This is a genomic window from Streptomyces sp. LBL (assembly GCF_029893585.1).
Lineage (GTDB): Bacteria > Actinomycetota > Actinomycetes > Streptomycetales > Streptomycetaceae > Streptomyces.
The window spans coordinates 205,655-217,558 of record NZ_JARXYX010000005.1 but is presented as its reverse complement, the minus strand read 5'-3'; the positions used below and the strand labels follow the sequence as shown (position 1 = coordinate 217,558).

Here is an 11,904-nt window from a genome sequence, read left to right as displayed (position 1 = left end):
GCTCAGTACGGGCCGTTCACGTTGTCGATCGAGCCGTACATCGCGGCCGCGTAGTTGCAGGCGGCGGTGATGTTCGCGACCGGGTCGTACGGGTCGAAGGACGTGCCGGCCACGTGGTACGCCGCGAAGGTCGGGTCGATCACCTGGAGCAGGCCCTTGGAGGGGGTGCCCGCGGCGGCGTTGGAGTCCCAGTTGTTGATGGCCAGGGGGTTGCCGGACGACTCGCGCATGATGTTGCGGTAGATGCCGTCGTACGAGCCGGGGATGCCCTTCTGCGCCATGATGTCCAGTGACTCGCGGATCCAGCCGTCGAGGTTGTTCGCGTACGTCTTGGCGACGATCTGGGTGGCCAGGGCGACGGACTGGGCGGGCTTGGCGGCGGGCGCGGCGGCCTTGTCGGCCGTGCCCGGTGTGCTCGCCTTCGCCGTCTTGACCGTCAGTTTGAGACCCGGGTGGATCAGGTTCGGGTTGGCGCCGACGGCCTTGCGGTTGTCCTTGTAGAGCTGCCGCCAGCCGCCGGGTGTGTCGTAGGTGGCCGCGATGCTGCTGAGCGAGTCGGCCTTGGCGACGGTGTACGTGATGGACCTGACCTGCGGTGCGGCGTTCGCGGTGGGCGCGGCCTTCGCGGTGGTCGTGGTGGGCGCGGCGCTCGCGGTGGTCGCGGTCAGCAGCGGGAGGGCGAGAACGGCGGCGCCTGTTCCGGCGGCGACGACGCCTCGGACGAGCGGGCTGAGTCTGAATCGGCTGGGGTTACCTCGTGCGGCCATGCTGCTGTTCCTCTCCGGCGCCTGCGAGGTGAGCTGTCGGGTTCGGGCGAGAGCTGCCCGGCCGCGCCGTCTTGCAGCGACGCGACTTCACCCCCAGCCGGTCCGGAATGTCCTGAGACATCCGGACCGGCGACTTACCTGGGTCCCCCGCTCCTGCCGCGCGGTGTTTCGTCGATGAGTGTGTCCATGGGCGGCGGCAGGATTCGGCGTCCGCCCGACAGGCCGGGAACGTATGCGAGAGCACATGTCCGAAACAAGGGGTGAATGCGCACATCACCCATGTTGACCTTGGTCTGAGGCGTATGGGGCACTTGATCCTTTGCGGCTGCCAAGACTCAACTGGCGCGAAAGGCAAGGGGAAACGTGGGCACGCGGAAGCGCGGCCACGCCCGGCCGTGAGTGACCCAACTCACGGTCGAGCGCAACCAAGGCAAATGGGGCAATAGGCCCAACTTATAGTTAACCGGCGGTTCGTGGGATTCGCTTCTCCCAGCTGCGGTGGTAGACCACCTCGCCGCCGTCCGTGCAGACCACCTCGTTCGTGGTGAGGAAGTCCGTCCCGTCACAGGCCAGCTCCGAGCGGGTACGGACCGTGGCCTCCCAGCCGAGCTCCGGCCGGTGCAGCCGGACCGACCAGTCCGAGCGGGCGCGCGCCGACAGGGGGTCCGTTTCGTTGATCGTGTACGTCTCCAGCGCGTCTTCGGTGAACTCCAGCCCGTCGGGGTAGGCCCGGGTGCCGCCGTAGCGCGGATCGACCTCCAGCCGCCACTCGCCCTTGGCCACATCGCGTACGACCAGCCGTTCCGGGCGCGGCTCGTCCAGCGTGTCCGGGCTCCATCCGTCAGCGGCCACGCCGCTGACCACGCCGAGCGGCTCGGACTGCTCGGGTTCCTCGAAGGAGATGCCCGGCGTCGACTCCTTCGCCCGCACCGGGAGTTCGAGCACGCTGCCGGCCGGGTCCAGCGTGAAGCCCGCCGCCGACTCGGGCTGCGGCCAGATCCACGGCCAGTACGCGGAGGACACGGCGAGCCGGATGCGGTGCCCGGCCGGGAAGGCGTGGCCGATCCCGTTCAGCTCGAACTCGACGTCCTCCGTGGCCCCCGGCTCCCACGGCACCGCCTTGTCCCGCCCCGACCTCGCCGACAGGTTCAGCACCCCCCGGGTGACCAGGGTCGACGAGCCGTCAGGGGCGACATCGCAGACCCGGGCGACGACCTGACCGCGCGGTACCTCGCAGGTCAGCCTGAGCCGCACCCTCGGCCGCCCCAACACCCAGGTCTCCTCGCCCACTTCGAACTCGAAGCACACCGACCGCGCGTCCTCCTCCCGCTGGTCCGGCGGCAGGTCGGCGTCGTTCCCGAAGGGGAAGAAACGGCCGGCGTCCACGCCCGTGTGCTGCGGTGACCGGACCAGGAGCGGGGCTCCCTGAAGGCCGTACGAGACGGTCGAGACGTGGGGGGAGGGCCAGGCCGGCTCACCGACCCAGCGCCCGGGCAGGGTGTCGTAGACGGTGGCCGGGGGGTGGGAGTCGCTGATGTACGAGCGCAGGAGGGGGTCGTCGAGGACGCCCGTGTCCTTGCCCTTCAGCCAGTGGTCCCACCAGCGCAGGGTCTCCTGGAGGAAGCCGATCGCCGGGCCGGGCGGCAGGCCGCGGTCGGGGTACTGGTGGGACCAGGGGCCGATCAGCCCGCGGACGCGGTCGGCCGGGAGGTGCTCGACCAGGCGCAGGACCGTGTCGCGGTACGGATCGTGCCAGCCGCCCACCGCGAGGACGGCGGCGTCGATCGCGCCGTAGTCCTCGCAGACGCTGCCGTGCCGCCAGTAGCGGTCCCGGGTCTGGTGGTCGAGCCAGGTGTGGATGAACGGTTCGACCTCTTCGAGCCGTTGGAGCCACATGCCCCGCCAGGCCTCGCCGACGTACCGCGGGTCCGGTGGCCGCGACACGAAGGCGAGCATGGTGGACGCCCAGGCGTGCATGTCCACCGCGAGAACGGAACCTCCCATGTAGTGCACGTCGTTGTCATAACGGTCGTCGGTGGAGCAGACCGTGACGACCGCCTTGAGCGGCTCGGGTGCGAGGGCCGCGATCTGGAGGGAGTTGAAGCCGCCCCAGGAGATGCCGAACATGCCGACCTTGCCGTCGCACCAGGGCTGCGCCGCGAGCCAGTCGACCACCGCGACCCCGTCGGCCAGCTCGGTCGCCGAGTACTCGTCGCCCGGCAGGCCCTCGCTGTTGCCGTGTCCGCGGACGTCCACTCGTACGGAGGCGTAACCGTGGCCCGCGTACCAGGGATGGCGTTGCCAGTCACGGGGCGCGGTCCAGTCGGTGAGGCGGTACGGCAGGTATTCCAGGATCGCGGGTACTGGTTCGTCCGTCAGGGGGCGCCACACGCGCGCGTAGAGGAGGGTGCCGTCCGGCAACGGGATGCGGAGGTCCTCGTGGGTCGTCTCGTAAGGGAAGGACGTACGGATGTGCATGAGGGGGATCCCGTGAGTTCAGTGGACCGGGTGCATGGTGCGTCGCAGCCAGGGCGCGGCCGCCATCACGGCCAGGCCCGCGGCCACCGCGATCGCGCCGTTGACGCCGAAGTAGGCGGGCTTGGAGACGTCGTCGAAGAGCTTCACCGTCTGGGCCTGTATGCCGTTGGCCAGGGCGAGGGACAGGAACCAGAGGGACATGGTCTGGCTGGAGAAGGCAGCCGGGGCGAGCTTGGTGGTGGCCGACATGCCGGAGGTCTCCAGGAGGATGTCGCCGAGGCCGAGCAGCAGATAGGAGCCGACGATCCACCAGGCGGACATGAGGTAGTCGTCGCTGCCGTGCCCGCTGGTCGGCAGGGCCATCAACAGGAACGACAGACCACCGAGGACGACCCCGAGCGCGATCTTGTTGGAGGCGTGCGGCTGGCTCCGGCCCATCCGGACCCACAGCGCGGCGACCACGGGAGCGAGCCCGACCTCGAAGGCGCCCAGCGCGGAGGCGTACCAGCTCGCCGGGAAGTCGAAGCCGAGGATCGTCGTCTCGGCGTTCGACGCGGCCAGCAGCATCATCGTCGAGTACGCCTGGAAGAGGATGAGGTTGAAGACCGTCGAGGCGAGGAAGAGGACGACGTACGGGCGCAGCCGGCCGCGTTCCTCGGCGGTCACGCGGGGGCTCGTGAACATCACCGCGAAGTAGACGACCGGGGCGATGACCGAGAGGAGGGTGAGCAGATCGACGAAGCGGCCCATGGTGAGCCAGCCGACCACGGCGAGGCTTGTCGCGATCAGCGCGGTGGCGGCGATTCCCGCGACGATCAGGCGGATCGCGCGGCGCATGGCGTCCGGGGCGAGGGCGAACTCCGCGCCGTGCCGCCGTCCGGCCAGCCGACGGCGGCCGGTCACGTACTGGACCAGGCCGAGGGTCATGCCGACCGCGGCCGCCGAGAAGCCCCAGTGCCAGCCCTGGTGGTCGCCGAGCCAGCCGGTGATCAGCGGGCCCGCGAAGGCGCCGATGTTGATCGCCATGTAGTAGAGCGCGAAGCCCGCGTCCCGGCGGTCGTCGTCGGTGGCGTACAGCTTGCCGACCATGGTGGCCACGTTGGGCTTGAGCAGTCCGGTGCCGGCGCTGATGAGCCCCAGCCCCACCCAGGTCATGGTCGCGGTGGGCACGGCCATCGAGTAGTGGCCGCAGGCGATCAGGACACCGCCCGACAGCACCGCCCGGTACGAGCCGAGGATGCGGTCGGCGAGCCAGCCGCCTCCGACGGAGACCAGGTAGACAAGGGTGCCGTAGGCGGCGGACACGGAGGCGGCGGTTCCGGCCGACATGCCGAGGCCGCCGTGGGCGACCGTGTCGGCGAAGTAGAGGACGAGGATGGCCTGCATGCCGAGGAACGAGAAGCGTTCCCAGACCTCGAGTCCGGAGAGGGTGAGCAGGCCTCGCGGGTGGCCGAAAAAGGCGTGGTCGTCCTTGAGGGATGGCTGACTACCGGGGGAGACATCGGCGGTGTTTCGGGACACTCTGAGCTACTTCCGTGCAAGTCGGCAAATATCAGTTGTGATCAAGTGATCAGAAACGTACCGGCAGTGATCCGATACCGCCCAGGCGGGACGGGCAGGCCCTATCGGTGATCGAAACGTGACCGGATACGCTGACTTGAGTGATGGCAGCGACCTATCGACAAACCGTGTAATCGCCAGTAGACACCAGCAGACAGGAGATCCCTCGTGACCGTCGTCGGGCCGTTCGGGCTGAGCGTGCGGGACCAGGCTCTGGAAGCCGATGTCCAGGCCGGATTGGCGGCTGTCGAGGAGGGACTGCTCGATGCCACCAAGAGCGAGGTTCCCTTCATCACGGGGGCTGCCCAGCATCTGGTAAGGGCGGGCGGAAAGCGTTTTCGGCCATTGCTCGTGATGCTTGCTGCCCAGTTCGGAGATCCCTACGCACCCGGAGTCGTGCCGTCGGCGGTGGTCGTCGAGCTGACCCACCTGGCGACGCTGTACCACGACGACGTCATGGACGAGGCCGAGGTGCGGCGCGGGGTGGACAGCGCCAACGCCCGCTGGGGCAACTCGGTCGCCGTCCTCACCGGCGACTTCCTCTTCGCCCGCGCCTCGCACATCCTGGCCGACCTCGGGCCCGAGGCGGTCCGGGTCCAGGCGGAGGCGTTCGAACGGCTGGTCACCGGCCAGATCCTGGAGACGGCCGGGCCGCAGGACGGACGCGACCCGGTCGAGCACTACCTCGACGTCCTCGGCGGCAAGACCGGCTCGTTGGTGGCGGTGTCGTGCCGCTTCGGCGCGATGATGTCGGGCGCCGACGAGACGGTGGTGGACGTGCTCACGCAGTACGGCGAGCGACTGGGCGTCGCCTTCCAGCTCGCGGACGACGTCCTGGACATCGCGTCCGAATCCCGCGAGTCCGGCAAGACCCCGGGCACGGACCTGCGCGAGGGCATCCCGACCCTGCCGGTGCTGCGGCTGCGCGAGCGGGCGGCCCGGCTGGGCCTGGCCGAGGACATCGCGCTCTGCGCACTCCTGGACTCCGACCTGACCGACGACACCCGTCATGCCCAGGCCCTGGCGGGCCTGCGGGCCCATCCGGCCCTGGAACAGGCCCGCCGCGACACGGTCCGCTACGCCGAGGACGCCCGCTCGGCGCTGGCCCCCCTGCGGGAGTGCGACGCGAAGGTGGCCCTGATGGAGATGTGCGACGCGGTGGTCCACCGGGCGGGCTGACACCCTGCCGGATGTGCTGTGTGGCTTGGGCAGCGCCTGTCCGCTCCCCACGTTGGGCCGGCCCTGCCGGATGTGCTGTGGCTTGCGGGGTGGGTCCGCTCCGCACGGTGGGCTCCGACCTGCCGGATGTGCTGTGCGTCCTGCGGTGCTGAACCGCTCCGCACGGTGGTGCCTTCCCGCACGACCCCTACGGGTCGGGGGAGGTGCCGCCTCTGTGTGTCATACCGCAGGTGTACACGGAGTTGATCCCGAGGGCTGACGAATCATCCCGGCGGATTTGGTCAGATGGACACCACGGAAAACACCACTCCTCACCGATTCGGGTGAGAATGGCGGCTACGGGTGGACGTACGGGAGTGGGACAGCCGCCGCCGACGACGGAGGTAGGGCAAAAAAAATGGCACCGTTCGCATCAGACGACAGCACGACCGGCACGGAGGCCGACGAACTGCGCACGGCACGCCGGCGCAAGGCCGCGCGGTACGTCGTCCCGGTCGCGGTGGTGGGAGTGGCGGCGGCGACCATCGGGCTGGTCCCCGCGCTCGCCGACTCCGGCGACCCCGACCTGCCGAAGATCAGCGCACAGAAACTCATCGAGAAGATCGCCGCGTCGGACGTACAGCAGTTGTCCGGGACGGTGAAGATCAGCACGGATCTCGGGCTGCCCGACCTCGGCGGGCTGGAGAGCAGCCTGACCTCGGGCGCCATGGGGCCGGGCGACGGCGGTTCCTCCGCCGACCCCTCGTCCAAGCTCACCGAACTCGCCACCGGCACGCACACGCTGCGCGTCGCGGCCGACGGCCCCGACAAGCAGAAGCTGTCGCTGCTGGAGAGCGGCTCCGAGTACAGCGTCATCCACAACGGCAAGGACGTCTGGGGCTACGACAGCAAGTCGAACGAGGTCTACCACTCGACCTCCGCCGACAGTGCGGGAGCCGAGAAGGAGCAGGACGTCCCGGCCACGCCCAAGGACCTCGCCGAGGAGGCCCTGAAGTCGGTCGACGACACCACCTCCGTGACCGTCGAGGGCACCGCGCAGGTTGCGGGCCGTGACACCTACCGCCTCGTCGTCAAGCCCAAGGACTCCGGGTCCACGGTCGGCCAGATCACCGTGGCCGTGGACGCGAAGACCGGGCTGCCGCTGAAGTTCACGCTGACCCCGGCGAGCGGCGGCGCCGCCGTCGTGGACGCGGGCTTCACCCAGGTCGATTTCGCCGAGCCGGGCGCCTCCACCTTCGACTTCACCCCGCCCAAGGGCGCGAAGGTCACGGAGGGCAAGGACGTCGAGAAGGGCGCGCGCGACTCGCGGGGCGCGAACGTCGAGAAGGGCGCACACGATTCGCGGGGCGCGAAGCCCGGGGAGGACTTCGGTAAGGAGCTCGACGGCCTGAAAGTCATCGGCAAGGGCTGGAACTCCATCGCCACCTTCGACACCGGCGGCCAGGGCATGCCCTCCGGCTCCGAGGCCGGCGGCAACCTCGGCGGCTTCCTCGACTCGCTCGGCGACAAGGCCACCGGCAGCTTCGGCTCGGGCACGGTCTTCTCGACCCGCCTGGTCAACGCCCTGATCACGGACGACGGCAAGGTCTACGTCGGCGCGGTCACCAAGGACGCCCTGGTGAAGGCGGCCGACGCGGGGAAGTAAGGACCCGTCGTATCCCGTGGTATCCCGTCGGGATACGGCGGGGCACGGCGAGGCACGGTGGGGCACGGCGAGGCACGGCGAGGCACGAGGAATTGAGGGAGCCGATGGGCGAACCGTCCGCCATGGAACCGGAGCCCGAACCGGATCCGCAGGGGTCGCAGGGGATGCCCGGGGCGCAGGGTGCGCAGGACAGCGCCATCGACACCCGCGCGCTCACCAAGCGCTTCCGCGGCGGACAGCTCGCCGTCGACGGTCTCGACCTGACCGTCCCGGCGGGCAGCGTCTTCGGCTTCCTCGGTCCGAACGGCTCCGGCAAGACCACCACCATCCGCATGCTGTTGGGCCTCATCGAGCCCACCTCGGGAGCGGCCCGTGTCCTGGGCCGCCCCATGCCGCGCTCCGCACGCGCGGTTCTCCCTCAGGTCGGCGCCCTCATCGAGGGCCCGGCCCTCTACGGCTTCCTCTCGGGCCGCCAGAACCTCATGCGGTACGACGCCGCCGACCCGACCGCCGACCCGCGCACCCGCCGCACCCGTGTCGCGGCCGCGCTGGACCGGGTGGGGCTCGGCGCCGCCGCGGGCAAGAAGGCGAAGGCGTACTCGCTGGGCATGAAACAGCGCCTGGGCCTCGCGTCCGCGTTGCTCCAGCAGCGCAAGCTGCTCGTCCTCGACGAGCCGACCAACGGTCTCGACCCGCAGGGCATGCGCGAAATCCGTTCGCTGATCCGGGAGCTGGCCTCCGACGGCACCACGGTGTTTCTCTCCTCCCACCTCCTCGACGAGATCGAGCAGGTGTGCACCCACGCGGCCGTCATGGCCCAGGGCCGCCTGATCACCCAGGGCCCGGTGGCCGACCTCGCGGCGGGCACGCGCGGCCGGCTGGTCGTGACGACCCCGGACGCGGCGGAGGCGGCCCGGGTGCTGAAGGAACAGGGGGCTTCGGACGTGGTCGTCACGGACGACCGGGTGAGCGCCGAACCACCGGACCGCGACCTGGCCGACCTGAACGCGGCGCTGGTGACGGCGGGCGTCCGTGTCCGCGGCTTCGGCCTCGAACGGGCCTCCCTGGAGGACGCGTTCGTGGCACTGACCGGGGAGGGCTTCGATGTCGCGGGCTGAGGTACTGCGGGCTGAGGTACTGCAGGCTGGACCGACGCGGTCGCCGCGGATGCTGTGGACCTTCGGTCTGCTCCGCAGCGAACTGCTGACCACCTTCCGGCGCTGGCGCACGCTCGCCCTGCTGGGCGTGCTGGCGGCGGTGCCGATCCTGGTCGGGATCGCGGTCAGGATTGAGACGAGCGACGGTTCGTCGGCCGGTGGTGGGGGCGGCCAGGGGCCGGCGTTCATCTCGCAGATCACCAACAACGGCCTGTTCCTGGTCTTCACCGCACTCGCCGCGACGCTCCCCTTCTTCCTGCCGATGGCGATCGGCGTCATCGCGGGCGACGCGATCGCCGGCGAGGCCAACGCGGGCACCCTGCGCTACCTCCTGGTCGCCCCCGCCGGCCGCAGCCGCCTGCTGCTCACCAAGTACGCGACGGTGATGACGTTCTGTCTGGTCGCCACGCTCGTCGTCGCGGTCTCGGCCCTCACCGTCGGGGCACTGCTCTTCCCGCTGGGCGACCTGACCACGATCTCCGGCACCCGCATCAGCTTCGCCGACGGCCTCGGCCGGGCTCTGCTGATCGCCCTGGTCGTCGCCGCGTCTCTGATCGGTATGGCGGCCCTGGGCCTCTTCGTCTCCACGCTGACCAACAGCGGCATCGCGGCCATGGCGACCACGGTGGGTCTGCTGATCACCGTCCAGATCCTCGACCAGATCCCCCAACTCCATGCCCTTCAGCCGTACTTCTTCTCGCACTACTGGCTGTCCTTCGCCGACCTCATGCGCGACCCGGTCTACTGGGACGACCTGATGAAGAACCTCGGCCTCCAGTCCCTGTACGCGGTGGTCTTCGGCTCCGCGGCCTGGGCACGGTTCACGACGAAGGACGTCACGACCTAGAGGCGGTTTCCTCATAGGGGTCGGCTCCCGATACAGGGCCGACTCTCGATGCAGGGCCGGCTCTCGACACAGGGCGGACTCTCGATGCAGGGCCGGCTCCCGTTTCGTGGAGTGGGTCAGCGGGCGAGGGAGACGGCGAAGGGCTTGAAGCCGGGCCGGCGCAGGACGTGGGGCACGACCAGGATCATGGCCTCGGTGGCGCGGGCTCCATGGCGTGGACGTGGTTGATGTTGCCCTCGGCGGGTCGACGACCCACCACTCCCCGGGCGGAAGCGCGCCGCCGGCCAGCTCGTCCTCGGCCCACTGCGATCCACGCCGGGCCTGCAGCAGCGTTCCCGCAGCACTTCCAGCACCGCGTCGTCGTTGGCGTGGATCTCATCGATCACCTCGTTCAGGCTCACGCCTCGGGCATGCGGGGTGCAGCGGTCGCGCCGCGTGCGCGGTGGCCCTCCGCGCCCAGGTCCACACCCTCGTGCAGCAGGCCCACCAGCTTCTGTCCGCGCAGCAGGAACTCGATCTGACAACTCTGGAGCGGGTGTTCACCGTGCGCTGGCACGACGCCCTGACCACCGCCTGCGGCACGGCCCTGATCGCCGCATCCCACCGACAAGCCCCCGGCGTCCAACTGCGCCTGCCTGCCGAATCCGGTACGGACACCCGCGAGCTACGGCGGGGCGAGATCGACCTCGAATCCAGCTCCAGCCGGCCGACGTTCCCCGACATCCGCCACCGCCTCGTCGGCAGCGATCAGCTCGTTGTCGCCGTCCGACCAGGCCACCCACTCACCGAAGGCCCGCTGAGCCTCGAGCGCTACGCGGCCGCCGAGCACCTCACCGTCTCGCGACGCGGACGCCTGCGCGACCCGGTCGACGACGCCCTGACCACGCGCGGGCTCGAACGCCGCGTCGTCGCCGTCGGACCCACCGTCGCCTTCGCGCTGCAACTCGCCCCCGAAACCGACCTGGTGCTCACCCTTCCCGACGCGGTCACCCGCGCGGCCCGGGACAAACTCGGCCTGGTCACGCTGGTCCTGCCACTCCAGTTCCCCGCCATCCCGCTGTACCTGCTGTGGCACCAGCGCTACGACGACGACCGCGCCCACGTCTGGCTGCGTGACCTGGCCACCGAAACCGTCCAGGCACTGTTCGCACCACCGGCCGCCTCCTCACAGGCAGTCACCCTCCCGACCGGGCAGTGCTGACACCCGGGGCGAACAGAGGCTGCTCCCGGCCTTGTCGTCGTGCTGGCGCATGACCAGCCCGGCCCCAGGGCTCAGGTCAGGGGTTCCAGAAGACGTCGGTGAACGCGCGGTCGAAGCGTTGCGCCGTCAGGTCCTCGCGCTGGATCACCCAGTGGACGGTGGCGCTCTCCCAGCCCTGCACGTCCGCGCCGGCATACCAGTCGGCCAAGAGCACCCAGTCCGAGACGTCATCCGAAACCGGTCCGTCCCACCGGCCCGCTTCCGTGGCTTTCACGGCCCTGGGCACGGCATCGGCGACCGGGTCGGTGTACACGGCCTCTTCATCGGCGTATCCCCCGATCTGCAACGACCCCCCGGGGGCGATGTCGTCATGGGTGCTTTCCCAGACCGCGACGAGTTCCTCGGAGCGGGGATGCCCGGGGAGTGGCTTGCTCCACGGCTCTTGGGAGAGGTCGACCGCGTGGTGGTAGGGCAGCGACACATTGGTCGTCGCCCGCAGCGGCCCCTGCGGGAACGCCTCGAACATCGCCTTGTAATCCTTGACGTCGAAGGAGTTCCAGGCGTTCCTGTCCCGTTCCGTCACGGCCGTATCGACGGGGACGTACACCACGCTGCCCATTGTCTCGTAAGAGTCGGCGGTCTCAGGAAAGGCGAAGAGCAGCAGGTGGCCGTCGGGAGGCAGGGGCAGGTCCGTCGCGTCGGCGGGCAGAGCCGCGAGGTCGACGGAGGCAACGAAGGGGTAGGCGGGGGCCGGGGTATCGGCCGGAAGCAGCAGCGGACCGCCGAAGTGGCCCACGACCGGGCCGTCCCCGTTCCGCGTCAGCGTCGCGCAAGGGCGGGCGGTGGCCAACCATCGCTCTACGTCGGCGGCGGGTATGCCCCGCGCGAGCGCCTCGTCGCGGAAGGGACTTAACCGGTCCCACAAGTCAGGAGTCATGGGTGAACAGTAGAGGGAGGGACTGACACAGCGACTTCGAAGCTGTGGCCGGCCGCCGCGGAGCCGCCTCGCCCGTTATCCGGTGAACCCCGCATGGCGCAGGTGGCGCAGGGGCTGGCCGTCGTCCACGATG

Annotated in this window: 8 protein-coding genes, 3 pseudogenes and 1 riboswitch; of the genes and pseudogenes, 5 read left to right on the top strand and 6 right to left on the bottom strand. The window is 70.0% G+C overall.

Annotated elements, in window-relative coordinates; genetic code table 11:
• Nucleotides 1-2: 2 nt before the first annotated feature.
• The 3 genes from M2271_RS08065 to M2271_RS08055 all read right to left on the bottom strand — a co-directional run bounded on the left by M2271_RS08065 (nt 3) and on the right by M2271_RS08055 (nt 4,766).
• Entirely contained in the window at nt 3-767 is a 765-nt protein-coding gene (locus M2271_RS08065; RefSeq protein ID WP_280886409.1) for a LysM peptidoglycan-binding domain-containing protein, read from the bottom strand.
• 5 nt (nt 768-772) lie between these two features.
• Nucleotides 773-951, bottom strand: a riboswitch (cyclic di-AMP (ydaO/yuaA leader).
• Between the two features lie 275 nt (nt 952-1,226).
• Complete coding sequence (locus tag M2271_RS08060) at nt 1,227-3,245, bottom strand: CocE/NonD family hydrolase (protein ID WP_280886408.1); 2,019 nt, start codon at nt 3,243-3,245, stop codon at nt 1,227-1,229.
• 18 nt (nt 3,246-3,263) lie between these two features.
• Nucleotides 3,264-4,766 carry a peptide MFS transporter gene (locus M2271_RS08055; RefSeq protein WP_280886407.1) on the bottom strand — a complete coding sequence of 501 codons (1,503 nt, stop codon included), beginning with the start codon at nt 4,764-4,766 and terminating at the stop codon, nt 3,264-3,266.
• 207 nt (nt 4,767-4,973) lie between these two features.
• Here M2271_RS08055 and M2271_RS08050 point away from each other — a divergent pair, with 207 nt between their 5' ends.
• The 4 genes from M2271_RS08050 to M2271_RS08035 all read left to right on the top strand — a co-directional run bounded on the left by M2271_RS08050 (nt 4,974) and on the right by M2271_RS08035 (nt 9,633).
• Complete coding sequence (locus M2271_RS08050; protein ID WP_280886406.1) at nt 4,974-5,984, top strand: polyprenyl synthetase family protein; 1,011 nt, start codon at nt 4,974-4,976, stop codon at nt 5,982-5,984.
• Between the two features lie 397 nt (nt 5,985-6,381).
• Nucleotides 6,382-7,629, top strand: coding sequence for a sigma-E factor regulatory protein RseB domain-containing protein (locus M2271_RS08045; protein ID WP_280886405.1), 1,248 nt, complete (start codon nt 6,382-6,384; stop codon nt 7,627-7,629).
• 104 nt (nt 7,630-7,733) lie between these two features.
• Nucleotides 7,734-8,747, top strand: a complete 1,014-nt coding sequence (locus M2271_RS08040) for an ABC transporter ATP-binding protein (protein ID WP_280886404.1) — start codon at nt 7,734-7,736, stop codon at nt 8,745-8,747.
• A complete protein-coding gene (locus M2271_RS08035; protein WP_280886403.1) occupies nt 8,734-9,633 on the top strand; it encodes an ABC transporter permease in 900 nt (299 codons plus the stop codon). Before M2271_RS08040 ends, M2271_RS08035 begins: the two co-directional genes overlap by 14 nt.
• 116 nt (nt 9,634-9,749) lie before the next feature.
• Here the strand turns inward: M2271_RS08035 and M2271_RS08030 are convergent.
• Nucleotides 9,750-9,839: pseudogene (locus M2271_RS08030) on the bottom strand (NADP oxidoreductase); the annotation flags it as partial.
• Nucleotides 9,839-10,064 (bottom strand): annotated as a pseudogene (locus M2271_RS08025) (3'(2'),5'-bisphosphate nucleotidase CysQ); the annotation flags it as partial. The pseudogenes M2271_RS08030 and M2271_RS08025, both read right to left, overlap by 1 nt.
• An 8-nt stretch (nt 10,065-10,072) precedes the next feature.
• On the opposite strand from M2271_RS08025, the pseudogene M2271_RS08020 reads away from it, so the two are divergent.
• Nucleotides 10,073-10,834: pseudogene (locus M2271_RS08020) on the top strand (LysR substrate-binding domain-containing protein); the annotation flags it as partial.
• A gap of 76 nt (nt 10,835-10,910) precedes the next feature.
• On the opposite strand, the gene M2271_RS08015 reads toward M2271_RS08020, so the two are convergent.
• The gene (locus tag M2271_RS08015) at nt 10,911-11,771 is read right to left on the bottom strand and encodes a DUF1963 domain-containing protein (RefSeq protein ID WP_280886402.1); all 861 of its coding nucleotides are present in this window, start codon (nt 11,769-11,771) and stop codon (nt 10,911-10,913) included.
• Nucleotides 11,772-11,904 lie beyond the last annotated feature (133 nt).

Excerpts from the sequence above, each read along its gene's own strand:
- M2271_RS08060 (WP_280886408.1), bottom strand. The coding sequence starts at position 3,245 with ATGCACATCCGTACGTCCTTCCCTTACGAGACGACCCACGAGGACCTC.
- M2271_RS08035 (WP_280886403.1), top strand. The coding sequence starts at position 8,734 with ATGTCGCGGGCTGAGGTACTGCGGGCTGAGGTACTGCAGGCTGGACCG.
- M2271_RS08015 (WP_280886402.1), bottom strand. The coding sequence starts at position 11,771 with ATGACTCCTGACTTGTGGGACCGGTTAAGTCCCTTCCGCGACGAGGCG.
- M2271_RS08040 (WP_280886404.1), top strand. The coding sequence starts at position 7,734 with ATGGGCGAACCGTCCGCCATGGAACCGGAGCCCGAACCGGATCCGCAG.
- M2271_RS08045 (WP_280886405.1), top strand. The coding sequence starts at position 6,382 with ATGGCACCGTTCGCATCAGACGACAGCACGACCGGCACGGAGGCCGAC.
- M2271_RS08065 (WP_280886409.1), bottom strand. The coding sequence starts at position 767 with ATGGCCGCACGAGGTAACCCCAGCCGATTCAGACTCAGCCCGCTCGTC.